Raw genomic sequence first — 26030 nt, 5'->3', positions numbered from 1 at the left:
CGAATCTTAAAACAACCTTTGAAAGGTCTTTGAAGACCCTTTGAGAACCCCTTAAAAACTCTTTAAAACAAAATAAATTGGTACAAAACCTAGTGGCAAAATATACAAAACCTGCTGGCAAGCTACACTGGCAAGCTACAACAAAACCTGCCGACAAGCTACATACATACAAGAACACTTGATTGAGCACTCTGGCGGAGAGAGAGGGATTTGAACCCCCGATAGAGTTGCCCCTATGCCGCATTTCGAGTGCGGTGCTTTCAACCACTCAGCCATCTCTCCAATGAAAGTGCAATAAAATTTGCACGGTTTGAGTGTATGGCGGGTAGATAACCTTCAATTGCTTTTAGTACAACCCTTTTTTGCTTTTTTGTGGTACTTTATTGACAGAGAACAGAAATTCCGTCATATATACCTAAAATACGAGCGTGGAGAAATCCGCGCATGTTTGTGTTTTGATAGAGTATTTTTTCTCTCTCTTTTAAAATCTATTACGACTGATAAAAAGCAGCCTATTTTCCCTTATTGATAAGGCAGAAGTCAAATAAGAGCTGGAGTGAACGAAAGGATAAAAAATGTTCGCAGTCATTAAAACCGGTGGTAAGCAATACCGCGTTGTTGCTAACCAAGTGGTGAAAGTTGAAAAAATTATTGGAAATACCGGTGATGTTGTTGAATTCAATAACGTGTTGATCGTTGGGCAAGAGGATAATGCCATTATTGGTGCACCTGTTGTTGCTGATGCTTTGGTTACAGCTGAGATTGTAGAGCAGACACGTGCGCGTAAAGTTATCGCATTTAAGAAGCGCCGTCGTCAAAATTCAAAACGCACGCGTGGTCATCGCCAAGAAGTGACGATACTTCGTATTTTGGAAATTTTAATGGGTGGTTCAAAGCCTAAAAAAACAGCTGTGAAGCCAATTAAAAAAGAAGCAGTTGAGTTAAAAGAAGCGACGAAGGAAACAAAAGCGGCTGCTTCTGTTAAAGAAACGGTCAAAAAAGCTGCTGAAAAAAAATCCGTACCGCAGAAGAAAGCGGCTGTAGCGTCAAATAGTAAAGAAGATTAAAGGAGAACAACGTCCATGGCACATAAAAAAGCTGGTGGTTCCTCGCGTAATGGTCGCGATTCAGAATCAAAACGTCTTGGCGTTAAAAAGTTTGGTGGTGAAGCTGTTATCGCTGGAAATATTATCGTTCGCCAGCGTGGTACACGTTGGCATCCTGGTGATAATGTCGGTATTGGGAAAGATCACACTCTTTTTGCACTGTCAAATGGAAAGGTTTCTTTTCAAAGAAAAGCAAATAACCGTTCGTATGTTTCGGTCATTCCTATGGTTGAGGGTGAACAGAATCAGCCGTAATATTCTCTGCAATAAGCCGTTATTTCGCGAACTTCATCTTTGAAGTTCTTTAGCACTGAAAGGAAAGATGGGATGCTATCTTTCCTTTTTTGCGCTCTATGGTATAATGCAAAAGGGAGTAGAGATGTGCTGTAGGAAACTAAAAAACAGAGTTTGGGGAAACATTTTTAATTAAATAATTAAAAGATTGGTGTTGTGTTTCGTTTTTACTGACGACATTGATGTGATGAGGGAGTTTGTGAATAATCGGTAGATAATAATGGCGCGGAAAAGTTTACTTTCTCTTGATGTGCAAAAAGTGTTAAAAAGTTTGTTTTCGGAAAATTGTAGAGAAATTCAATGAGGAAGCGTTTGTGCAATCATTTGGGTGAAGATGCAACAGTTTTTGGACTGTAGTATTCATGGTGGTTGTAATATTCTTTGGACGGTGATGGGTATTGAATAAGCTGCTACCTGTGAGAGAGGGGAGATGTAAGAGAAGCTATAAGGGCGTTGATGAGAGCTGCTTTGAGCAGGGATGGATATTGAAAGATTTTCAGTAAATCTAGAGTGAAGTTTTTGCTATTAAAGGGATTGAGCGTGAAGATATCGAAATAATCTACGTGCAATCAGCTATATCGGGAATCTTTTTTTGATCTATATGTTGGTGAGCATTATGAAAATAAGACCAGCATAAGAGAGAGGGTTGATTTAAGGCAGCAGCACTTTTTTAATTTTATAGCCTATTTGCCAAAGTGCTTAGGAATTAAGGAGTGTATGAGCTTTACGTGATCTTAGTTATCGAGGATGTTGTTTTTTGGGTTTCTATATTTTACGGCTATGTAGATAGAAAGCGCTGTACGGTTGTGATATTTATTTGAGAAAGGGAAGTCTACAATGTAGCCGAGGTTGTATCTTGAGGATTTTGTGTCGGGGATATTTGTCTGCGCAAAATCTCAAGGAGGTGGGTTGCGTGGTGTAATTTTGGGTTGTGTAATGCGTCAGAGAGGGACAAGGGCGAATTGCTCGTTTTGGGGGGGGAAATGTTAGCTTAAGTCTCAGGTGATTGGGGGCTTTCTACTTTCTTAATATGAGGGATAATGACAAGTTATGACGAATAACTTGGGCGGATGGGAGTATTTTTAAAAAGTGACTTTTCAATTAATGAGATGGGTATTTGTCTTGGTAAAGGTAAAGTAAAGAGTGGGCGGGCAGATTTGCCGATAATAGCTTTAAGCAACTTGGTGGATAACAATATCTAATCATTTTAGGGACCACGTTGGGTTGTTTAAACGCTTCACTTAGTTATGTTTTTTAAAACAAAGGAAATTTGCATGGTTGTGTATGCTTTGTGTTTTAGGCAATGCGGGTTTGAAACGAACTTTATCAGAGATGTTCATACTCAAACGTGAGGCAGTTTGAATCCATGATAAGATGTGAAGAAGCAGAAGCAATGAATCCAGATTTTGACGAGATAGAAATTTTATCTATAAGATCTGTACAACTTGCAGCTGCTTTTGATCATAAAAATGAAGCGATTCATGCTGCTGCTGAATTGCTTGTGCAAATTGGCGCAGTCGATAAATGTTATCTGGCGAGCATGCTCAAACGTGAAGCAATAACGAATACTTGGCTTGGGAATGGTATAGCAATTCCCCATGGAATGCTTGAAAGTCGTGATTTGATTATCAGGGATGCTGTTGCTGTTGTACAGATTCCTGCTGGTGTTGAGTGGCGGGATGGGAATAAAGCGCGCTTGGTCATTGCCATTGCAGCTCGTCCAGATCGCTATATAGAAATTTGCAAAAAATTGACGCGCCTTCTATTTGATCAGGAACGGCTTGAAATACTTTCAACAACTGTGGACAAACAGAAAATAGTTACAACTCTATTTGGTCAGGACACGAAGAAGAAAGGGACTTTTATGGAGGACCTTTCGGTGCGTCAGGAGTGGACTTTAGATTATCCAAGTGGTCTTCATGCGCGACCAGCTTCTCTTTGGGTTGACTTTGCAAAAAAAGCTCAGAACTCTATTAGAGTCCGTTGTGGCGAGTATGCCGTTGAAATGAAAAATTTGGTTGGTTTATTGCAATTAGGGGCAAAAAACGGTGATGTTCTAATTTTTTCGACGGATGCTGTGGAAGGTGCACAACTTCTTAAGGATGCAATTTCTGTTGCAAAGAAAGTAAGCATAAGTGAAAAATGCGTGATGAGAGAAATGGAAGCACAAACGAGGACTCTTCATGGATGGTATCCGCGCTCTGGGCAAAAAGGTATTTCTGGTGTTGGAGCGAGTTCAGGGTTAGCTGTTGGCAAGATTTTTGTTTTAAGGCAGAATGATTTTTCCATAATGGACCAGCCAACAGGTTTTGCAACTGGTACGGCATGTCTTGAGAATGCACTTACAAAAACAAAACAAAAAATGGCATCCGTTATTGCTGATATCACAGCACGTATGGGGGCGGCATCTGCAGCGATTTTTTCTGCGCAAATGGTTTTGCTTGAAGATGAAAATCTGATAGCTCAAGCTTGTCGTTTTATAGCAGAAGGGCATGGTGTCGCTTGGTCTTGGGATAGAGCAGTTCGGCAGTTTGCAGATATGTTTTCTAAGATGGATAACCCTCTTTTGGAGGAGCGTTCGGCTAATTTAGTTGATGTCGGTCGTCGTGTTTTGGGTGAGATTAATCCATCCTATAGATCATTCTTTTTAAATGATATCCCACATGATGTGATTCTTATCACAGATGATTTATCTCCCTCAGATGTAGCACAGCTTGATTGTACAAAAGTGCGCGGGTTGGTAACGGCATGGGGTGGTCCGATGTCTCATACAGCTATTCTAGCTCGCACGCTCGGTATTCCAATGGTTGTTGCTGCCGGTTCTGATGTTTTAGCTATCGAGAGTGATATTCAGGGCATTATTGATGGCGATAATGGTTTTATTTATCTTGATCCCACTTCTGTAGATGTTGAAGATGCTCAAAAACAGATAAGTGTTTTGACACAAAAGCGTGACAATGAGCTACATGTATGTGTACTCCCTGTACACACAAAAGATGGTCGAAGGATTCGTATCATGGCTAATGTCAATTACGCAAAACAGGTTCCTGTTGCGTTTGATTTAGGAGCCGAAGGTGTTGGACTCATGCGTACAGAATCTTTGTTTTTAGACAGTCCATATATTCCGGATGAAGAAGCACAATTTGATGTGTATAGAGCGATGATTGCGGCTGTGGGAGATAAGCCCTTAATTATTCGTGCGCTCGATATTGGTGGGGATAAACAGGTTACACATTTACATTTATCTAAAGAGAACAATCCATTTTTAGGCGTTCGAGGAACACGACTTTTGTTACGTCGACGTGATCTTTTGGTTCCTCAGTTGCGTGCTTTATATCGAGCAGCAAAAGAGGGGGGTGATCTATGGATTCTGTTTCCGATGGTCATATCTATTTCAGAGATTTTTTCTATGAAGAAGATTGCAGAAGAAATTCAGAATGATATTGGCGCTCCAAAATTAAAATTTGGTATTATGATTGAAGTGCCAGCGGCTGCCATTATGGCAGATGTTTTAAGTGCTCATGTTGATTTTTTCTCGATTGGAACTAATGACTTAACACAATATACAATGGCTGTTGATCGACAAAATCCTTACCTTGTGTCTGAAGCTGATAGTCTTGATCCAGCAGTTTTGCGCATGATACATCAAACTATTCAGGGAGCAGCAAAACATAATTGTTGGGTTAGTGTATGTGGCGGTATGGCTGGAGATCCTTTTGCAGCGATGATTTTAACTGGATTGGGGATTAATGAACTTTCTATGATATCTTGTGATATTCCTCCAGTAAAAGCATATTTGCAGACGCATAGTTTTGAAGATATGAAAATTTTAGCGAAGAAAGCATTACAGTGTGAAACTGCGCGAGATGTACGTGCTCTTAGCAATGATATAAGGTGACAAGGAACTTTAAGGGCGAAGATTTAGTCAATCCTGCAATTTGATAAGCAATCAAATGATAAATTATTTTTGTTAGAATGAAATGTGTTATCTCTGTGAAGCATGTTTTAATTTTGGGGATGAAGCGATTAATGTAGACGCTTATTCTGCTGATTACTATATACAATCAGTGGCAACAGATGTGGTGGTGATGCTTATTGAAAACAGTGTTGTTTATGAGTAAATAAGGTGTTGATTTATAAAGATAATTAACTATTTTTTATATGAATTGTATTCCTAGAATATCGTAAGATTCTCTTATTTCAAAATTGTTTATGTTAAATCAATCACAATCATTTTCTTTCATGTCACGAGTGGGATTGGCGTGTGGATAAAAACCGTTTGAAAAAGGAGTAAATATGTTTCTTATAGATATTTTCAATGTAAGAGCTGTCAGGCAATATTGAGAGTGGTAAAATAGTATGATAGGCTCGCTTATTAACGGTGTGCGAATGAACAAGAAAATTGCTGATTTATGACAACCCAGTTATTCTATTTTAGAAGCCTATCCACGGAAAAAAGTTGCTTCTTAAAAAGAGATGATGTGCTTGTTATTTAATGAGTATTATATCTTCTTTTGATAAAGGAAGTTGTTTTTTTAACTTTAAGTGTAGAGTTTAAGCTTGCACGTTATTTCTTTCTGGGTATAGTGCGGACCACTGGAGAGGTGGCCGAGTGGTTGAAGGCGCACGCCTGGAACGCGTGTATATGGGAAACCATATCGAGGGTTCGAATCCCTCTCTCTCCGCCATTTGAGATATAATCAATAGGTTATATAAAAGTTCGGGAGTTTTGATTCTTTTGATTCTTTTAACTTATTTTTCTGTATGTCCCGAACCTTTTTGAAGTTTTTTGATGGCTTCTATTGCGAGGTGTTTTCTATCTGCTGTTTTGGTATAAAGGGATGCCATATTATCTTCTGTCCATCCAAAAAGTGCGTTCATTTGTGAAACCGTAGCCTCTGCGTTAGCGGCACGTGTTGCTGCTAATTTTCGCAATCCATGTGCTGATTTTTTAATATCTGCCGCATTACATGCTTCATGAAATAGGTTGCCACAAAACTTTCTTTAACGCGTTTATTCTCGCTTTTCCCGCAAAGGCGCAAAATCTTTTCATCATTGTCGCCTGAACGGGTACCCGACTCGACAGTAAAACGCTCCATTGAAGCACTGATACTGTTCTCATAGCCAAAGATGACTTGCTGCGTACAGTTGCTTTGCGGAATACTTAAATTATTACCACTATCGTCAAAATCTGCTTCGAATGATAGGCTTCTTGCTCTAGAGAGCCTTTAACAACTTTCGGATCTTTCACAAACTCTAAAGTTTGTTGTAACAGTTCTGGGTTGCCAACCAATTTGGCAAAATCATCGGTAAAGTCACGACCAGCGATGGCAATTAGGGAATTCATGCCTTGTTCTGATTTGGTTAAAACATCAAAAAACGCACCGAAGTGCCGATGGCATCTTTATCCAAGTCTTCCATGAACTTCTGGCGTGAGAGCCCAATATGGGTAAAAGCATTTTCAATATGTTTGCCCTCACCTGAATACGAGCGCTAATGGCATTAAACCGCGGGCAGTACTTTCCTAGAACAATAGCAGCAGAAATTATTGCCATACTAAAAACGGCGGTTTTACGCGCTATAAGCTTAAACATCATTGCCGTACCGGTGGCGCAATTGATAAAATAAATCAGAGATTTCACTGGCTTTTGCCACCATGTGGTTGGAGAGATGATTGATGGCATCGTCTAAATCTTCAATACTTTTTTGATTAAGCTTGAAAACGTTGCGCAATTTGGCAAAGCGCTCACTAATCTGATCACCCGTCATATCAAAAGCAATAGCTGCCTTGGCGGCATAAACACTGAATGCTTCCAGATCTTGTTCGCCAATCCCTTTCTTGGCGGGCATTTCATCAGTTTCAAAACTTCATGCGCCTCTAGGGGAATTTGGGTTGAGGTCTCTCAAGTAAAATGGCTTGAGTCCTCTTTGAGTTACCTAGTTAACAGACGATACACGGTAGCTCACACACACAACGTATCTTCTATTATTCATTTAACGAATTCCAATTCATATATATAATGGATGGTCGACTTAAAGGGTATCGTTCGGATAAACCACTAGCTGGTAAAAAACCGGATATTTTCAGTCAATGCTTCGCGTAAAATAATTTTAATGTATCCAAATTGATTGTTTGCAAACTTTGGACCCATGGGCTGTAACAAACGCTTTTTCTCAAATATCATGGTGCATCCAATCAGTCTCCTATTGAGGGTTTCATTCGTCAAGCAAACAATAGATATCGGGGGCAACGAGGCGTTAATTTTAAGCGCTGAAGGAGAAAAGCTATTCAAATGTCCTTCAAGTCCGCGCCTTAATAATGCGTGAATTTCCCGCATATTGCCGCTTTGGTGTGTCGAAAGGTAGCGGAGTAACCATAGATATAAGATTATCTTGTATACATATAGAGTTCACTCCGATACAAAAGCTCTAAACTTCCCTGCACTTCATATTGTTTTATCAATGCAACCAATTGTCGTAAATATTCTTCTTGGTGGCTAGCAATGGCACGTTGCACTTGAGTTGAGGAGCGGCTCATTCCAATAAAGGTTTCGGATGGGATCGCCATCGTCCAATTGTGCGTATGTAAAGCAACCTTTTCTGAATTTATCCCCAAGCCATCGCTCATTTCCTGTAAAAAATCAAAATTACGATAATAACGGGAATAGTTAGGGCTCATTTTTTCTAACAATGTTTCATAAGCGGCTAGAAATTTGCTATGCTTAAAATCGCGATTGTTTTGAATAACCGCCATTACACCATTGGCTCGGAGTTGGTTTGAGACAGCACAAAGTAACTTAGGACGATCCATCCACTGAAACGCCTGTGCCGCAACGACAAGATCGACCTCCCCGATTTGAGACAATAAGCTTTCAGCTTGGCCTTGATACCACTGCACAGTAGGAAATTTTCTTTGCCCCTGCTTAATCATGTCTGCTGATACATCGATAGCATGATATTGGTGTTCGGTTCCAAGGAGTTTGACAATGCCTTCTAATGCGATGCCTGTCCCAGCCCCCACATCCACGATGGACAAATGCTTTTTGTCCTTAAAAGGAAGTAGCATGGTTTTAAATAAGGTGAGGGGGTAGCGCGGACGATAGCGATCATAATCATCAGCCAATCCGTCAAACTTTTCACTTTGCGGTTGAATGCTTCGTATCATAAAGTGTTACCCTCCTTAACAATTGCTGACATACATAATTGAGAAGTGCTCTTTTGGCTAGTATGTTAAGCATAAATGCCGAAAGAGGGGTGAATGGGAATTGCTCGTGGATACCTTCTACCTTTTTCAAATGATGTGTTTTGGAGCTCAATCGCAATCAGGCTAAGATTCCATACATTCCGATAAAAACTTCGGCATAAACGCCATGAGGAATGTCTTCAATGATTTTAATAAATGATTTTGGTTAACCTTCTTTTCCACCAACATAAGTAGTGGCTGTTGTAAGAGGAAGAAGATCAACAGGTTTTAATGTGTTACCGTAAAGTGTATCTATCATTTTTTAATATTCTTTTCTCTCCATTAGCTATCTTTTCATTGCTTTAAGTGATAAGCAGTGGCGGCGATGGTTAGGTCTTTTGGCATCGAACGGATGTGTTGCAAATTATTCCCATTGGCTGGATGACTAGCTCAGTTTTTCTATTCTTTGCTGCTTTCCTTTCCCTTACTTTGGGGCTTTTAGTGTAATTTCTGTGGTATATCCGTTTGACTTATCATAACGATGTGTAATGATTACGGCTTTCTAATAGCCATTGACTAATAGCCATTGATTTCACTGCAAAACCCCTTGCAGTAGAAGAGGTTGATCAGCCATGATTTTTGGTTGATCCTTCAACATTAAAGAATTTTTGCTGGATGGTACGGCAAAATCTATCCTCTTGTGATACAGCAGTAGCCAAAGCCTCTTCTTTGCATGGGTAGCAACAACGCAAACGCCGCATTGGAGCTGATTTGTCTGATGCTTGACTTGCATTTATCATTCTTTGAAACGATCAAAATATGTAGCTTCAGCAGTGCTATGCTGGGTTTGCAGCTCGCGCATAAATTCCCAGTGAGAACAGTGATATTCATGAATCTTCAGTGCCGTAAAATTGTTCCATATTATATATAGAATGCGTAGGTTCTGATAAGGAATCAAAAAAGATAATATACTGATTTTATTGTACTTTTTGCATGGTGCGCCTCATTTTTATAGAAAAATTAATCATATTATGGCAGAATCAACATGTTCAAAGCCTCAAAATGAGGAATTTTGCTTTCTTAAATTTAATGATCTGAAACGCAAAATTTTGAAAAAATATATGTTTTTAAATGTGGTTATACTACAGAGTGAATGATGTGTGTATGAGGGGATGATTTATGTTCGCTTCAAATTTGAAGGAACGCGTTGCTCTATTCGAAAATAGAACTTTTCTCTATTTTACGTTGAGCGGTTTATTTGCTGCATTTGGAAATGGGTTAAATTATATCGCATTGTCATGGCTCGCCTACAATCAGACAAGTTCAATTCGTGGTGTAGCGCTACTGATGTTTTTTTTCTGGATGCCTAGCATTATTTTTGCGCCTATTTTGGGCGTATTGGCGGATAAATATAATCGTAAAATGCAGATTATTATTTCAAATCTTGCCAGAGGTTTGGTGCTCGTGGCTTGGGTAATACTTTGGCAATTGGGCATAGAAATTGAATTGATGGTCTTATCTGCTCTCTTGGGTATTTTTATCTCTTTTTATATGCCATCAGCTATTCCTTTAATCCAAAGTATTGTTCCAGAAGAACAACTCGTCAATGCAAATGCAACAATCGATATGGTCTATGAACTTGGCACTATCATAGGTATGGGGTTTAGTGGATTTATACTCGCCTATGCAGGAACAAAAGGAACGCTTCTAACAGGCGGTATATTCTTTATTCTTGCTAGTTTATTTAACTTTGCAATGAAGGTACCTAAAAACCGAAGATCTAAGAGTCAAAATCAGCAGAATTGGTGGGAAAATTATATATCGTCACTTCGTTATTTTCAGCAAAATCCGGCTCTTTTTATGCCTTATATGAGCCAGATGATTATTACGACTCTTTTAATGACTATTCCTGTTATTCTGGTTCCCTATACACAAGAGGTTTTGAACGCGGATAGCAAGACTTTTGCAATATTTGAAGCGCTTTATTCAGCAGGTGTCTTTATTGGTGCGCTTCTTTCGCCATTTTTTTGTAAAGTTTTGTCCATCAGAAAAACACTAGCACTTTTATTAGCTGTTATGGCTATTGGTCTTGCCATTCTATCTGTCAATACACACATTCTCATTGTTTTTCCTGTTTATTTTATGATTGGATTTGGCCTTTCGAGCTGGGCTCTTTCAATTTCTTTATCACAACTTTCTAGTGATCCCCAATATCAGGGAAGATTACAGGCAAGCTTTAATGGTATTTCTGGGTGTTTTATCCTTGGAGGCTATCTATTTATGGCAAGCGATACCAATAGCATCTCATCTCAATATATATATTTTCTTCAAAGTATCATTGCATTTGTTGGGATACTCATCGTCTTATTTTACAAAAATGAAAACCAAGAAAAACAATAAATTGCATTTAAATACTGTAGATCTACATTATTCTACAAAGATTTAGGATATTTTACATTTAATATTTTGCTTTTAAAGTATAGATAAGCAAATGCTAAGGTTGGAGTTTTGAGCAAATAAAGCATAAGCTTTGCCTTAAAACTTTTTAACAGTCCTCTCGTTTCATGTTTAAACAAAGTAGAGTGCGAAGCAATACGGCAATTTCTAATTATATAGGGATTATGTTGCATTATTTGCGTTCTTCAAAATCCATATGAATAACTGTGTCAGTCTCATCTTCATTGGTATAAGAGTTTCTGCGATGACGCAAGGTTTGTACAATTTCCTCTTTTAAAACCGCATCTGCTTCGCTTAAACGATGAATACTCAGTTCCAATTCAAGGGATAGAGCTAAGTCCACACACAATTTCAGCTGTTCTCCGATATCAAAACCGCGCTGATAGTCGTCATAAAGACCTACAAGGGTATCGGATAATTCCTTATCGCATAAAGGGGGCATGCTAATTTCTCCATATTGCGGTTTTCCGTGCATCTTTTATATGTTTAAGTGTTATCCTACTGCCATTACCACAAGCTGCCATGCGCGCCAACATTATGGTTTTTTCCATTTGGCAGAAAGTACCAGCTTTGAACCCAATGCTGGTAAGAAACCTTATCGCTTCAGGGGGGGCAATCTCCCAATCGTAAATGCGCGTGATAATATCTTCACTATAGGGTTTACGGCGTTTAAGGTTCATTGCTAAGCGGCTTTTAATTTTTGCATAAGACAGGCCATTTTGACGATGAACCAAACACCCTAAGATCTCATTATTTTTAACCAAAGCTAAATCAGTGCCATTGATAGCAATAATAAGCAAGCATGGCTTGTAAAAATTTAACCTTGAACTTGAATAAGAGAGATGATCTTATTTTTGTAAAACATTAATTATCTTGCCTATTTCGTATTGACTTTTAGACATTGATAAACCTTTTATCTTATGTAATTAAATTCGTGGGAAATGCGCTTAATGCGTACGCTTACAACGAGGTTCAAGCGGGCGTTATCATGCAATGGGAAATACGTCAAAGAATCTGTATTGAGCTTTTTGCTACTTTGAATACGCAACTGCAACTTTTGGGATAACTGTCGATAAAAATTTGTTCAACGGTTAAACTGGTGAAATAGGCAATGGCGTTTTCAAGCTTTTTCATTGGGCAGTGTCCAAATGTTTTTGACACTGGATGACGGTATTTGATAAGCTTCCACGAGCTCTGCCGAGGTTATATTACGGTGACGTAGCTTGGCTAAACTACTATGGCGATCCCATGTTGGTTGTGATTGTCATAATTTCGCTTCTGCTTAAATGGATACTGCTACATCCGTTTTGTGTGGGGTTCTATGTGTAATAACCGCCCATCATAATGAGCAGTAATAAGAGGTATATCTACAAATGGGATATTAGCCGACCCCCATATGTAAATATTATTGATATGACACGACAAAAAAATGAACCCAAAACCCCACTAGCAAAACGACTTATAGAGGTTAGAAAGCTTGTAGGTTTATCCCGTGATATATTTTCTCTTAAAATTGGTATCAGTATTCAAGGACTCGGCAATTATGAGCGCGGTGATAGAACTCCAGATGCGACCGTTTTATCATCATATGGAGAAAAATTCGGCGTTAATCTGAATTGGCTTTTGACGGGTGAAGATGAAATGTTTACAAATATGGCTAAGGCGAAAGCATCTGGTTTAAAACTACAAGCTATCCCCGCTGGGCTTATGAAGAAGCTCGGATATTTGGCTTATACCACCTATCATAATGCGAAAATAAAACTACCCCCTGAAGATGTAGCGGAACGTGCGGCAGAGCTTTATGGAAAGTTGCAGGAGCTTACTCAGAACATCAACGACAGCGAAGAAGTTGAAGCAGCTTTGCCACTTTTAAAATTACATTTAAAACGTCAAATTGAGGCTGAAAAAACACAGCAAGAAACCACACAAAAGACAGACTAATAGCTCTCTAAAAGAAAAAACAAAGGCGTATATTTTTTACTTTTCTGCTGTCAAAATCTAATTTAGAAGACAATGCATTTAGTGGTAAAATATCTAAAAACAATAAGTTATCATCTATTCCGAGCTCTTTTGTCGCTTTTGGGTGTGGTGAAAAATCGTACAATGGATATGTTAATCCAAAGAGTACGCTATGGCTATATTAGCTATCAGACGAAATCCAGCTGTAAATATTTTGGTCATGAAAAACGCCATTTAAATATTCAGCTTTTCTAAGTGTTCCTTCAAGTACAAAACCGCACCGTTTTGCAACGGCATTACTTTTTGGGTTAGCGGTAGAGCATTTAATGACAAAACGATTGATAATATGATGCGAAGAGTAATGTTTCACAAGAGCCTTGATCGCTCGTGTCATAACACCATTCCCTTGAGCCCTTCTATCAAGCCAATATCCAATATATCCGGTTTTATTTCCGTGGTCGATGCTGTTGAAAGAAAGTAAACCAACCGGATTTTCATTGAACAAAATAACATAGGTTTTTTCCTCGTCTTTTTGATACGCGAGAAAACAAGAGTCAAGAGTGTTAGCTGTATCATTTTCATGATTAACAAAACGCGGCCATGCTAGAAATTCACTGAAGTATTCTCTGTTGAAATGGATGGCTTCATACAGTGCGGGAGCAAATTTTTTTGATGGTGTTTTGAGCTGGATATTTTGATCCACCCACAGGGTTTCTTCTCTATGCAGTAAATCTCCGGAGATAGCGGACAGAATGGAGGAGGGCATCCTCGCGGTAAGCACACTTCCTTTTAGCCAGACATACACTGGCGGTTTCCTGCAAGTCCATTCGTTAGCGGCTTGCATATCATAGGAACTACAGCCTCTTATCAAAAAATATTGACCTTCTTTCAAATTATGATTCCCCTGTAGACACAGATAATCATTTTCAAAACAGTTAAATTCAGACAAAATTTGTTCATTTGTGCTAGAGTTTTTACTTTCATCGCTTAACAATGTTAGGAAACCAAGCCGATTGTGCATCGAGGAGATATGGTTGATGCTTAGATTGGTTGGTATGACTTTGGCACCATAGCGATGCTTATAGCCAAATGCTCTTCCCACTATGGTGAGATTCTCTTGGCTTAGGCAGCAGCTTGGCTTAAAAATCAACTTCCATTTTTCAGGTGAATCTGGATCGTAGCTGTTCCATGCATCATGAATGCTACAGAGCATGGCTTCTGGATTGCTGTTTTCCTGTTCTGAGGCGGATGAAATACAATCAGCAAGAAAATGACTATCTATGTAAAGAAGCCCTGATGGTGGCATATATTCAACAAGAAAAGGAAGCCAATCATTCAAAGTATCGCAGACTGTTGGGGAATTTTCCAAATGAGAACCAACGTGAAGATGAAAACCTTTGAGATAAAGATGCTCTGAGTTAGAGAATAAAGGCAAGATATCTCTGAGATATTCTTCTTTGCTTATCCCAAACAGGGAGTTTTTTCCATCATGGTAAAGAGGAGAAAGCTTAATGCTTACGCCATAGCGTTTTTTCTTACGCGCAGCTAATATATTAAGCTGGTGAAGTTCGCTAATACTGCCCACGTGAATGAGGGCATTTTTCTCTAATGCAAGAGATAAATCTTCAATATTTTTGCAAGGGTTATCTAAAATGATGCGGTCATGAGAAAATCCCGTGGTTGAAGCGAGTTGAAGTGCCTCGGCGGAGCAAACCTCTACGCTTAATCCTTCCTCTGCTAATAATTTGCAAAAGATCCCAAGCGAGCATGTTGCAAGAGGAATGGCAATATTGGCATGAGCAAAGTATTTTTTACTGGTTGAAACAAGTGTTCTTACTTTTGCCAAAGCACTATCGGCATCGAAAAGAAAAAAAGGAAGATCAGCATGGTTTGGGCGATTGATAATTTCTTTTGCGGCGTTAATAATATACTTTGGAACTATTTTGTGCGTCATATGCGTCATAATAATTAAATACCTTCCCCCGATAGCCACATCGTGCATTTAGCAGTTTACTAAGAGACAAGGACTGTTTGTAAAATACGTTTTACATAGCATTATCTCGTTGAATGGGTAAATGCATTATCGCTTCTGATATAGACAAAAATATTCACCTCTAGAACATGTATCAAGCGGTTTGATTCAAAAGAAAAAATACGGGTATCTCATACTTGACGAATGCATAAACCAACACTGTGAGAGAAATCTTCCCTCTCTCAACACAAAGTAAATCATTATCGCAAAGGAGTTCAATAGTTTTCGTATCTATATTAGCCTTTTAAGACAATATCAGGAGCTATATCCAGTGGAAAAGCCCAGTATTATTTACCATATTTAAGCTGCTTCTTTTGGTATCGTATTTTTCTATTTTATCCGTGCAAGATCTAGATAGTTTATGCTTTTTTTGGGGGGGATGATCACTTTTTTCTGAGATTTGTCATAGATTATCTCAAGATAAACTGACGAAACAGCAGCATTTATCTGATGATGACAAAGTTGCACAGGAAAAAACATAGCCAGTAATACAAATGTGGCTAAGGTAATGCATTTTTTAGGAAGAAAGGAAAGGATACCTAAAGCTACTCCTGAAATATTCTTTTGCTAAAATAGAGAGGGTGCTGATAATGCCAAAAAGAGAGCAGATTTATTTTGGGTTAGCTCTGAAAAACAGGTTTTTGTTTCTATCGGCACAGTGCAAATAAATCTGTAAATCAGTAAGAATGTTGATAAGTCAAAACAATTGGATCCCCATGGATGAAAAAGTAGAACGATGCGCATAAAGGCGAAGAAGCACCAGAGAGAGTGTATAGAATTCTTCTATTTTGCATCCCCTAACTTCAAAAGATGTATAAAAATAACAGGTCTTGCATGATAAAAAAATATGATGCCTATGGGAGAAGGCAGAATAGGGAATTGTATATTCAAATATCGTGATGAATCGTCTGATTGTTATGCGTAAAGCGACAAGGGTAAATAACCATTTTAGCCATTATATTCTAAATTACAAGCTTTCATAGACGTATGATTAGAATATCGGCGGCTATTATATATATTTCGGTTTTTATTAGAAATAAATTTGTGTCTCACAATAAAAATTATTTTTTATACTCTTGCCATTTTGCTTATGCGCTTTATCTGAAAGGTAGAATTGCTCTTTAAAAAGCTGTTTTTTTAAGAGATGAATCGCGATGTTTTTGAATGGAGATTATATAATATTCTCAAAGTGTTATATTTTTTTATTTTTTAGCTTGAATCTCTTTAGCTAAAAGGGTTGGGGACTTTTCTAAATTCGCTGTTTTTTCAGAGATTTTAGAGTGATGCCGTAGTGATTATCGGGATCAGTGGGGGGAGAGGTTTTATCTTCACTTATTTGTTTTTTAGGTGCGCAAACAGGGTTTTGCCATGAGGATTTTTGCGCGTTGTGATGTTGTTGGACTCTGCTGGAGGAGGTTCTTATGAAAAAATTATATTCAACACCAAATTTGCTTAAAGCGGTCTCATTAGGAACCGCCATGGCAGCACTTTTATCAAGTGTTTCTCCTGTTTTTGCTGCTGGTGTTTCTACAACCGGAGGATTTGTTCGCAATTCGAGTGGTGCTGATGTTCCCTATCCACATGGCAGTCATGGCAGTATCGTCTTTGCCGGTGATGATGATTACTGTGGTGTGGATAATGTTATTGGTCGTGGAGGAAAGCAACAAGAGAATCTTAATAATACAATAACTGCAAAGCAAGAGTTTGAAAATTTTATCCTTGATCAAGCAGACAACAACAGTCGTAATCCTTATGGCACAACCACTCAAAAGGTCACTTGGATGAGTGATGGACAGTTGACTCAAAAGGGCGCTTATATGAGTCCTGCTACGGGAGGATCTACAAATATTATGCCTGAAGCTTATGGTGTTTATTCTTTTGTAACAGGTTGTGGAGCTTCAGCAACGGGGAATTATTCAACGGCATTTGGTGCTGGTGCAACTACAAAGGCTGGTGGAGCACAAGCCTTTGGTGTTTCTGCGCTTGCAAGTGGTAGAGCAAGTGTTGCTATAGGTGTGGGATCAGAAGCATCGGGGCTCTCTACAGTTGCTATTGGTGGACTTGCCACTGCCTCTGGTAAAGATACTGTTGCTTTAGGAACAGAGGCAAAAGCAGAAAAGGAATATGCGATTGCTATAGGCGCAAGGGCTGAAGCTTTGAAGTCGGGTGCTATTGCAATAGGTGGCGTCAAGTCGGACAGAACAGAACAGGCAGATCCTAAAAGAAAAGCAATAGCGGAGGAAGAAAATGCGATTGCTATAGGTTCGCATACTTACGCTAAAATGGTAGATTCCGTTGCTATTGGTGCAAATGCCCAAGCGCTTGTTGCAGATGGGGTTGCTATAGGTGGTGGTTCTGTCTCTCGTATTGAAAAGGGTAAAAAAGGTTATAATCCTGTAACAGATCAAGAGACAACAGAAACTGGTTTTGCATGGAAAAGTACAGCAGGGGCTTTTAGTGTTGGTGATGCTGTTGAAGGTGAATTAACACGACAGATTACAAATGTTGCAGCGGGAAGCCAAGACACTGATGCTGTCAATGTTGCACAGTTAAAAGCTTTGAGAGATGTCATAGCAGGAGGAGGGGGCTGGAAAGTTTCTGTTAGCGATGGAGATTCTGCAGATGTTAATGCAGGCAATACAGTAGATTTTTCAGTGAAAAATAGCAACAAAGTAGGAAAAGACAACTTAAAGATTGAAACGCAAAATGAAGATAATAAGCATAAAATCCAATTTACTTTGAATGATAAGCTTGAACTGACGCGAGTCACCACAGGACAAGCTACTATGAGTGATGATGGCTTTTTTATTAATGGCGAAAACGGTACAAGTATGACTGTGGATGGCTTTTATGTTAATGGTGATGAAGGTCCAAGTATGACTGTGGATGGTATTGATGCTAACTATACAAACGTTAAAAATGTGTTAGAGGCAACTGAAGATCATGAGGCAGTGAATTTTGGGCAGCTGAAAAAATATGTAAAAGAAAACGGTGGCGGCTGGAAGCTTGCTGTTGAAGAGGGAGAGGCTACAGATATTAATCCAAGCAGCACAGTTCATTTTTTTGCTATTGCGAATAATGGTACTGGTAAAAAAAACATAAAAATTGCAAATACAAATGGGCAAAACGTCTCTTTTGATTTAGCTGACGATATTAGTGTAATGAGTGTCACAGCAGGAGAAAGCATTATGGATGCTTCGGGCTTTCGGTTTGAAAATGGTGATGGGCCGAGCATAACTGTTAAAGGCATTCATGCTGGTGATGCAACAATTAAAGGAGTAGCAGAGGGAAAAGAAGATACTGATGCAGTGAATTTCGGACAGCTGCAAAAATATGTAGAAAAGAACGGGGGTGGTTGGAAGCTTTCTGTAGATGGTGAAAATGCTACAGATGTTAAGGCTGGCAGTACAGTGGATTTTGCTGCTGCTGAAGGTGAGAATGGTAGCAAAAATATTAAGATCGAAAAAGACAAGAATAATGTCACCTTTGCTTTAGCTGATAATATTAATGTAATGAGCGTCACAGCAGGAGAAAGCATTATGGATGCTTCGGGCTTTCGGTTTGAAAATGGTGATGGGCCGAGCATAACTGTTAAAGGCATTCATGCTGGTGATGCAACGATTAAAGGAGTAGCAGAGGGAAAAGAAGATACTGATGCAGTGAATTTCGGACAGCTGCAAAAATATGTAGAAAAGAACGGGGGCGGTTGGAAGCTTTCTGTTGAAAATGGAGAGGCTGCAGATGTTGGGGCGGGTAGTACAGTAGATTTTTCTGCTGTTGAAGGTAAGAATGGTAGCAAAAATATCAAAATTGTAAAAGGAGATGACAATAAAGTCATATTTGATTTAGCTGATAATATTACAGTTACGAAAGTTACTGCAGGAAGAAGCTCTATAAGTGATGATGGTATTGTTTTTAATGGGGGTGCAAGAATAACTGTAGATGGTATTGACGCTGGTAATGAAAAGATTACAGGAGTGGTAGCTGGAGAAGACGATACTGATGCAGTGAATTATAAACAGCTTAAAGAACTAAAAGAACTTGCAACACAAGGCTGGAAGCTTTCTGTTAACGGTAAAGATGCTACGGATGTTAAGGCAGGTAGCACAGTAGATTTTGTAGGTGTTAATGCAGAAGAGGGTAATGAAGAAAGTAAGAATGTCAAAATTACCAGAGGCAATAACAATACCGTGAAATTTGAGCTGAATGATATTGTCAGAGTTAAACGTGTAATAGCAGGTAAGGCGAATGTAAGCGATAATGGCTTCGTGATTACTGGTGGTCCGAATATGACTACTGGGGGTATTAATGCTGGAAATAAACAAATTAAAGGAGTAGCAGAGGGTACTGGCGATACGGATGCAGTTAACTTTGCACAATTGAACAAAATAAAAAATGAAATAGCAGGCGATAGTCTTGTTAAATGGGATGAAAAGAAGAAGTCTATCACTATTGGTGCGCAAAAAGACGGCACGAAAATTGATATTGCAAATAAATCAGGTGAGGCTCGAACAATTTCTGGTGTAAAAGATGGAGAGATTTCTGAAGATTCAACAGATGCTATAAATGGTTCACAGCTTTATTCGATGGCTGATAAGATTGCTAATTATTTTGGTGGTGGGGCTCAATATGAGGATGAAAAATGGACAGATCCTACTTTCAAGGTCTCTCAGCGTGAGGTGAATGGTACTATTGTTGAAAAAGAATATCATAATGTGGCTGATGCTTTTGGTGGTGTTGATAATTCTATCACGGATATTTATAACCAGATTAAAAATGTAACAGAAAATAATCTCGTTAAGCAAGAAGGAGAGAATTCTCCTATCACTATTGGTAAAGCAACAGGTGGTACTGTAATTAACATTACAAACAAATCAGGTGCAGATAGGACTATTTCTGGTGTAAAAGATGGGGAACTCTCACGTACATCAACGGAAGCAGTAAATGGTTCGCAGCTCTTTACTACTAATCAAAATGTTAACACAGTGACTAATAATCTGACAACAATTGCTCAAAATACATCAAAGTATTTTGGTGGCAGTACAGATGTACTTGAAGGTATAGAACCAGCTTTCCTTATTGATGGAAAAACACATCATAATGTTACGGATGCTTTCACGGGTGTGAATGTTTCTATCAAGAATATTAATGATAAGATTATTAATATGAAAGAAAATAACCTTGTGCAACAAGAGGGAATTTCAGGTGTTATCACCATTGGTGCGAAAACAGCTGGTACTGAAATCAATATTGCAGGTGTTGGTGGTTTGGCACGCAAGATTTCTGGTGTGCAAGCGGCAGAGAAGGGTGATGAAGCTGTTAACAAAGATCAACTTGATAAAAGCATAAAGGGTATTACTAAAGATGCTTTACTTTGGGATGATGATGAGCAAGCATTTGTTGCACATCATGAAAAAAATGGAGAAAAGACAAAGAGCAAACTGAAATTCCTTTTGGATGGTGACATTTCTCAAGATTCAACTGATGCTATAAATGGTTCTCAGCTTTATTCCATGGGTAATAATATTGCTAATTACTTTGGCGGTGGTGCTAAATATGAGAATGGAAAATGGACCGCTCCTAATTTCAAGATTTCCAAGATCAATGCGGATGGCACTGTTGGGGAGAAGACAAACCATAATAATGTTGCTGAAGCACTTGATGATGTTAATGGCGGCATGGTAAACATTAATAACCGTATTAATGATGTCATCAACAAAGTCGATACAGATGCTTTAAAGTGGAATAAAGATAAAGGAGCCTATGACGCTAACCGTAATGGTCAACCAAGTAAGATTATCAATGTAGCTGATGGTAAAATTGCAGAAGGTTCGAAAGACGCGGTCAATGGTGGACAACTTTGGCAGACCAACGAACGTATCTCTGGTGTTGAAAAAGATGTTAAGCATATTTCAAACAGGGTTGATAACATTTCCAATACCATTGCTGATATTGGTGACACAGTTATCAATATTAATGGCAAAGTGGATAATATTGAGAATAAGGTTAACGACATTGCTGAGGATGCTGTTCGCTATGACAGAGATGAAAATGGTAAAAAGACCAATAAAATCACTCTGAAAGGTGGCAACGAAAGTGAACCTGTTATGATTGATAATGTTGCAGACGGTCGCATTGAGAAGGGTTCGAAAGAAGCTGTAAATGGTGGTCAGCTCCATGATTACACAAAAGAACAGATGAAGATCGTTCTTGATGAATCAAAGCATTACACAGACCAACGTGTAAACAATATCGTTATCGATGCTATTGATGACGCTGTTGAACGTGCTAACAATTACACCAATATAAAGTTTGAAGCTTTAAATTATAACATAGAAAATGCACGTAAAGAGGCAAAACAGGCTGCAGCTATTGGTTTAGCAGTGTCTAACTTACGCTACAATGATACACCTGGAAAACTAAGTGTTGCATTTGGTAGTGGCTTATGGCGTAGCCAATCAGCATTTGCTTTTGGTGCTGGTTATACTTCTGAGAATGGAAAAATCCGCTCCAACCTTTCCGCAACAAGTGCTGGTGGTCATTGGGGTGTTGGTATTGGGCTTAATTTAACACTGAACTAATAAAAACTTTTCTTAAATATGCTCCTTGCCCCTGCTTAATCAAAGCAGGGGCATTTTATTAAAAAGCTTTAACAAATCGTCTCATAAAATAAAAATCTTACCCATAGAGAATAAATTGACATCTAAAAAAATGATCAATAGGCGCAAAAATTATACCAATTTCAAATACACAAAAGCTAAAAAAACAAGGGACCGTTTTTGATAGGAAAAACGAAAACTATTCTAATTCTAATAATGAGATATGATTTTTTATGTCTCAATTGACTTTCATAAATCGGCTCCTAATCCTCCTTTTAAAAGCTGCAGCAATAACAGCTTATATCTTATTTGATTTATGGTTTAAAACATGCTGCAAAAACATGGAGATACGAAGAAAATAGGAAAGCTTTAGAACTCTAGAGCATGTTTTTTTGTGTTTTTAATATATTGTTATGAAGGGGGAATATTATGAAAAAATGATATACTACACAAACGATGTGTAATTTGAGTTTTCTCGTTCACTTTATTGATCATCACTGTTGAAAGTAGCTTCATTAGGCGTTGTGGTGGTCTTATTTTTATCGAATGCTTCTCCTATTTTTTCGGCAAATATTGATTTAACAAAAACATCTCTTAAAAGTGTAAAGAATGCTGCTGTGGTTTATCTGCAAAGTACACTTTCTGCTTATGATAATTATAACAGTGGTATGGAGAGTTATAATTCTGTCATAAGTATTTTAACAACTGACGGAAGGTTTGCATGGGAAGATGCGCAAAACATTTTCACAGCAGGGGCGACAGTTATTTCTGAATCGAGAAGAAACAAGAAGACTAAAAATGCTAGGGTTAAAAACGCTGTTATTTTAGATCGAGAGAAATATACGGCAAAGGAGAAAAGTGTTGCTATAGACTCCATGGCGGGCGCTTTAGGATTAGGCAGTATAGCGATAGATTGCGGATATGATAACCAAGATGACATTGAGGAGTATACATCTGCGAATGGTTACTCTTCAAGAGCGAGGACTGATGGTAAGAGAGCTGTTACTATAAGGTCTAAAGCTGAAACGCAGGCGTATGGAAACGTTATTCTTGGCTCTTAGCTCTTGCGGTTACGATCCTTTCAATAAAAAACGCATCTGATAACAGTGAGGTACGGAAAATTACTGCGGGTACAGCGACTATTAGCAATTATAAAGAGAAGATGACGCACTAGCTTAAAGGGGCAGCAGCTGGTAGTTATCCTTCTGATGTAGTTAACTTTGCACAGCTAAAAGAGATAAAAGATCAAATAACGGGCAATAGTCTTGTTAAGCAAGAAGATGGAGAAGCAGTTGTATCACCATTAGTATGGCAATAGGGGGGGCAGAAATCAATGTTGCAAACAAATCGGGTGAAAGCAGAATAATTTTCGGCGTAAAAGCAGCAGAGAATGATGATGAAGCTGTTAACAAAAAACAGCTTGATGGTGAAATTGCAGATATTACTGACAGCATTAAAGTCATTAAAGAAGCAAATAGCTTTGCTGTTCTCTATGATAAAAAGAGTAATGGTTCTGTTAATCATAACAGTATCACTCTAGGTGGCAATAAAAGCACTGGACCAGTTGCTTTCCTTAATGTCAAAGATGGGGATAATTTGCAAGGATCGCATGATGCGATCAAAATGGCAGCCAAATTAATAAAATATCCAAAGATATTGCACAAGCTATTTTGGTGGAGGTGCCTCGTTCGAGAATGATGCCTTTAAAGGGCCAAAATATAGTTTATCTGTTATTGTTGAAGATGATCAGGTTGCAAAAGCTAACTATCGTGACGTTGGCTCAGCTTTGACAGATCTTAATGCAAATGTGAAGAATGTGAATACTCATCTGACGAATGTGGTCAATGATTTTACAGAATAAATCACCAATATTACTCAAGAAGTGAAAGGGAATGCTTTGTTGTAGAGCAAGGAAGAGGGGGCATTTGTCGCACAGCATGGAGAGGGAAAAACCAATAGCAAAATTAAGTTTCTTGCAAATGGAGACATTTCTGCTCACTCAAGGGAAAATGGTTCGCAACTTTATTTGATGAGCAACCAGTTCGCTACTTATTTCGGCGATGGAGTTAGCTATGCGGATGAAATATGGATTGGCTCCTACTTTCAAGCTAGCACAATTCAAGAATGATGGTAATTCTGGTAAGAAGAAGAGCTATAATAATGTCGCGAGTGCTTTTGATGGTGTGAGTGAGAGTATGTCGAAGATAAACGATCGCAAGAAGTTGTAAATGAGGGATAGCTATGGGAAACACAGCGGCGCATAGTGTATGGACAATCCACATTTACTCTTGGTGCTGGTTATACACCTGAAAGTAGAAAAATCCACTCTAACCTAGTCTGCAACGAGTGTTGGTGGTTATTGGAGAATAGGCAGCGCAATAACTGAAATAAAACAATAAGAAAAATTGACACCTAACATAATCTTCATCTATGAGCGGAAATTCTATAGATAAAAAATTAATTTCACAGAAGCATGTTCTACACTTATTCCCAACAAATAATATACATCAACACCCATTGACGTACACTATTCACCAACACAGCTAAGAAATCTCATTTTTTAATTGCTATTTAATTTTATCTCTTATAATAATTTTAATTGATTAAAAAACTTTATGATAAAAACAAACTTACTTAAGAATAGCGAACTAAGTTCACCCCAAACACACTAAACTTTTATTGGCTCAGAAAGCTTTTAAAAAATTTTAACCTTTTTCGCGAGCCAATACTGTAAAAAATAAATAACTTTACTCTTTATAAGAAACAAAACGAAACTCACGCACTAAAGAGAGGACATTTTATTAAAGCACTATAAACAATCCAAACTTCCCTTTTACTTTAAAATTCATAACCATACCTCTGGTATTAAAATATGTCATTTTTATGTCTTACGCAGTTCCCCTTTTCAATTTCCACAGTCAGAGATTCCGCTATGATAAAGAATATGCTTCCAAATGGCAGAAAAGACAAAAGCCCTCTAATCGAATTACGGTCCAATACCACTAATGACCCCACAAACATTTAGAAAACACCACACACCTACCTCAGCATACTAAGCTTTATATAGAGCGACAAAAAAATAAAACAATAGAGAGAAAATAACACTGAAATATGTCTTTTTTATGTTTTTTTCTTGCTTGGAGAATTTGTTATGAAAAAATTATATGCCACACCAGCACGCAATAACGTCACAAGGCTTCATTTTCCTTATCCATTTTCTTTAGTTAGGGGATTTTCGTTGGTTGCAATGATTGCGTTTTTATCAAATGTTTCTCCTAGTTTTTCAGCAAATATCGATTTAACAAAAGTGCTTCTTACGAGCGCTAAGAGCGCTACTAGGGCTGATTCCCAAGGCGTTATTTCTGTGTATGATGACTCTGCTGATAACAAGAAAAATTATCTAAAAGCACTGAATATTGCTTTGACATCCAAGGTAAATGCTTCTGATGATTATGCAAATTTTTTAACCAAAACCCTTTTGGGTGTGAGCGATTATAGTCCTATAGTAAATGTTTTGACGGCGGATAGCAAAAATTTATTGGAAAGTCCCCTAGATGCAGGGGGGCATTATAAAAAGTCTCTCATTAGTTCATCGCCATTTGTGGTTGATAGCTCTGCAGTTCAACCGCGTGCACAGAGTAATGAGAGTGCAGGTATTATTAATGTATCTGATATCTTGCAAAGCGGTTTAACTAGGGGAATAATGCAGCGTGATGTATGGGGATCAAATGTCATTTTTGGTAATCGCATTCAGGCTAATGTCATTGATAGCGTTGTTATTGGCTATCAAGCGCTGGCGATATTAGATCCTAACGATCAAGAGTTAGCGTCATCCGTTGTCATCGGTTCTAGATCTTCCCTCTATAGAGGTGGGTCAGTTGTTATTGGTGCTGACATAAATGTACTAAAGAATGATGCGGTTGCTGTTGGTCGTTTTGTAAAGGTGAATAAGGACGCCGCTACATCTTTAGGCTTTACTTCAAGAGTAGAGGTAAAAGAAGGCGTTGCGATAGGGAGTTATTCTGTCGCTAATATTAAGGCTGGTATTGCAGGTTATGACCCTATAACAGATGCTGCTTATGCTCCTACAAATGCTGCTGCAGAAGAGGATACGTTATCATGGAAAAGCACATCAGGTGCAGTCAGTGTTGGGAGTATTGGCGATAAAAAAACGCGACAGATTGTAGCAGTAGCAGCTGGTAGTGCAGATACAGATGCAGTGAATGTTGCACAGCTGAAAGCACTCAGAGAGTATGCAGATAAAGGTTGGAAACTTTCTGTTGATGATAAAAATGCTACAGCTGTTAGCATAGACAAGACAGTAGATTTTTCTGCGGGAAGTAAAAATTTCACGATTACAAAAGGCGATAAAGACAACAAGGTAAAATTTGATCTGGCTC

Annotated in this window: 17 protein-coding genes, 2 tRNA genes and 3 pseudogenes; 12 read left to right on the top strand and 10 right to left on the bottom strand. The window is 38.4% G+C overall.

The genetic code is table 11. The features are described 5' to 3' along the window. Positions 1 to 192: 192 nt before the first annotated feature. Positions 193 to 282 (bottom strand) — tRNA-Ser (locus ABD915_RS06800). Positions 283 to 575: 293 nt separating this feature from the next. On the opposite strand from ABD915_RS06800, the gene rplU reads away from it, so the two are divergent. The 5 genes from rplU to ABD915_RS06775 all read left to right on the top strand — a co-directional run bounded on the left by rplU (position 576) and on the right by ABD915_RS06775 (position 6088). Next, positions 576 to 1067, top strand: coding sequence for a 50S ribosomal protein L21 (rplU, locus tag ABD915_RS06795; protein ID WP_345116816.1), 492 nt, complete (start codon positions 576 to 578; stop codon positions 1065 to 1067). Between the two features lie 15 nt (positions 1068 to 1082). Next, positions 1083 to 1361, top strand: coding sequence for a 50S ribosomal protein L27 (gene rpmA / locus ABD915_RS06790; protein ID WP_345116814.1), 279 nt, complete (start codon positions 1083 to 1085; stop codon positions 1359 to 1361). 1405 nt (positions 1362 to 2766) lie between these two features. Beyond that, positions 2767 to 5298, top strand: a complete 2532-nt coding sequence (gene ptsP, locus ABD915_RS06785) for a phosphoenolpyruvate--protein phosphotransferase (protein ID WP_345116812.1) — start codon at positions 2767 to 2769, stop codon at positions 5296 to 5298. 82 nt (positions 5299 to 5380) lie between these two features. Continuing rightward, positions 5381 to 5521: a hypothetical protein gene (locus tag ABD915_RS06780; protein ID WP_345116810.1), complete on the top strand. Its 141-nt coding sequence runs from the start codon at positions 5381 to 5383 to the stop codon at positions 5519 to 5521. 477 nt (positions 5522 to 5998) lie between these two features. After that, positions 5999 to 6088: transfer RNA gene (locus tag ABD915_RS06775), tRNA-Ser, on the top strand. A gap of 64 nt (positions 6089 to 6152) precedes the next feature. On the opposite strand, the pseudogene ABD915_RS06770 reads toward ABD915_RS06775, so the two are convergent. From ABD915_RS06770 to ABD915_RS06745, 6 genes and pseudogenes are all read right to left on the bottom strand, one after another. Further along, positions 6153 to 6436, bottom strand: a pseudogene (locus ABD915_RS06770) (tyrosine-type recombinase/integrase); the annotation flags it as partial. Beyond that, positions 6410 to 6604: pseudogene (locus tag ABD915_RS06765) on the bottom strand (late control protein); the annotation flags it as partial. The pseudogenes ABD915_RS06770 and ABD915_RS06765, both read right to left, overlap by 27 nt. Then, on the bottom strand, positions 6565 to 6747 hold the full coding sequence (locus ABD915_RS06760; protein ID WP_345116808.1) for a hypothetical protein: 183 nt from the start codon (positions 6745 to 6747) through the stop codon (positions 6565 to 6567). The gene ABD915_RS06760 and the pseudogene ABD915_RS06765, both read right to left, overlap by 40 nt. A 239-nt stretch (positions 6748 to 6986) precedes the next feature. Then, complete coding sequence (locus ABD915_RS06755) at positions 6987 to 7250, bottom strand: phage tail tape measure protein (protein ID WP_345116806.1); 264 nt, start codon at positions 7248 to 7250, stop codon at positions 6987 to 6989. A gap of 209 nt (positions 7251 to 7459) precedes the next feature. Further along, positions 7460 to 7738: a hypothetical protein gene (locus ABD915_RS06750; protein WP_345116804.1), complete on the bottom strand. Its 279-nt coding sequence runs from the start codon at positions 7736 to 7738 to the stop codon at positions 7460 to 7462. A gap of 50 nt (positions 7739 to 7788) precedes the next feature. Then, a complete protein-coding gene (locus ABD915_RS06745; protein ID WP_345116802.1) occupies positions 7789 to 8565 on the bottom strand; it encodes a class I SAM-dependent methyltransferase in 777 nt (258 codons plus the stop codon). A 1197-nt stretch (positions 8566 to 9762) separates the two neighbouring features. Between ABD915_RS06745 and ABD915_RS06740 the strand changes: the two genes are divergently transcribed. Continuing rightward, positions 9763 to 10983: an MFS transporter gene (locus ABD915_RS06740; protein ID WP_345116800.1), complete on the top strand. Its 1221-nt coding sequence runs from the start codon at positions 9763 to 9765 to the stop codon at positions 10981 to 10983. A gap of 229 nt (positions 10984 to 11212) precedes the next feature. Here ABD915_RS06740 and ABD915_RS06735 read toward each other — a convergent pair whose 3' ends face one another. Both ABD915_RS06735 and ABD915_RS06730 read right to left on the bottom strand, forming a co-directional pair. Then, positions 11213 to 11482 carry a hypothetical protein gene (locus tag ABD915_RS06735; RefSeq protein ID WP_345116798.1) on the bottom strand — a complete coding sequence of 90 codons (270 nt, stop codon included), beginning with the start codon at positions 11480 to 11482 and terminating at the stop codon, positions 11213 to 11215. Position 11483: 1 nt separating this feature from the next. Further along, positions 11484 to 11840 (bottom strand): hypothetical protein, encoded by a 357-nt coding sequence (locus tag ABD915_RS06730; RefSeq protein ID WP_345116796.1) that lies wholly within the window; start codon positions 11838 to 11840, stop codon positions 11484 to 11486. A gap of 613 nt (positions 11841 to 12453) precedes the next feature. On the opposite strand from ABD915_RS06730, the gene ABD915_RS06725 reads away from it, so the two are divergent. Further along, a complete protein-coding gene (locus ABD915_RS06725) occupies positions 12454 to 12981 on the top strand; it encodes a helix-turn-helix domain-containing protein (RefSeq protein WP_345116794.1) in 528 nt (175 codons plus the stop codon). A gap of 199 nt (positions 12982 to 13180) precedes the next feature. On the opposite strand, the gene rimL is transcribed toward ABD915_RS06725, so the two are convergent. Next, the gene (gene rimL / locus ABD915_RS06720; RefSeq protein ID WP_345116792.1) at positions 13181 to 14962 is read right to left on the bottom strand and encodes a 50S ribosomal protein L7/L12-serine acetyltransferase; all 1782 of its coding nucleotides are present in this window, start codon (positions 14960 to 14962) and stop codon (positions 13181 to 13183) included. A 1490-nt stretch (positions 14963 to 16452) separates the two neighbouring features. On the opposite strand from rimL, the gene ABD915_RS06715 reads away from it, so the two are divergent. From ABD915_RS06715 to ABD915_RS06695, 5 genes and pseudogenes are all read left to right on the top strand, one after another. Further along, positions 16453 to 21612 (top strand): Vomp family autotransporter, encoded by a 5160-nt coding sequence (locus ABD915_RS06715; protein ID WP_345116790.1) that lies wholly within the window; start codon positions 16453 to 16455, stop codon positions 21610 to 21612. Between the two features lie 518 nt (positions 21613 to 22130). Next, positions 22131 to 22691, top strand: a complete 561-nt coding sequence (locus ABD915_RS06710; RefSeq protein WP_345116789.1) for a hypothetical protein — start codon at positions 22131 to 22133, stop codon at positions 22689 to 22691. A gap of 247 nt (positions 22692 to 22938) precedes the next feature. Then, entirely contained in the window at positions 22939 to 23328 is a 390-nt protein-coding gene (locus tag ABD915_RS06705) for a hypothetical protein (RefSeq protein WP_345116787.1), read from the top strand. A gap of 374 nt (positions 23329 to 23702) precedes the next feature. Next, complete coding sequence (locus tag ABD915_RS06700; protein ID WP_345116786.1) at positions 23703 to 23858, top strand: hypothetical protein; 156 nt, start codon at positions 23703 to 23705, stop codon at positions 23856 to 23858. A gap of 923 nt (positions 23859 to 24781) precedes the next feature. Next, positions 24782 to 26030, top strand: a pseudogene (locus tag ABD915_RS06695) (hypothetical protein); the annotation flags it as partial.

It is taken from the genome of Bartonella jaculi (assembly GCF_039543045.1).
Lineage (GTDB): Bacteria > Pseudomonadota > Alphaproteobacteria > Rhizobiales > Rhizobiaceae > Bartonella > Bartonella jaculi.
The sequence above is the reverse complement of the archived record's forward strand: the minus strand, read 5'-3'. Positions and strand labels throughout refer to the sequence as shown.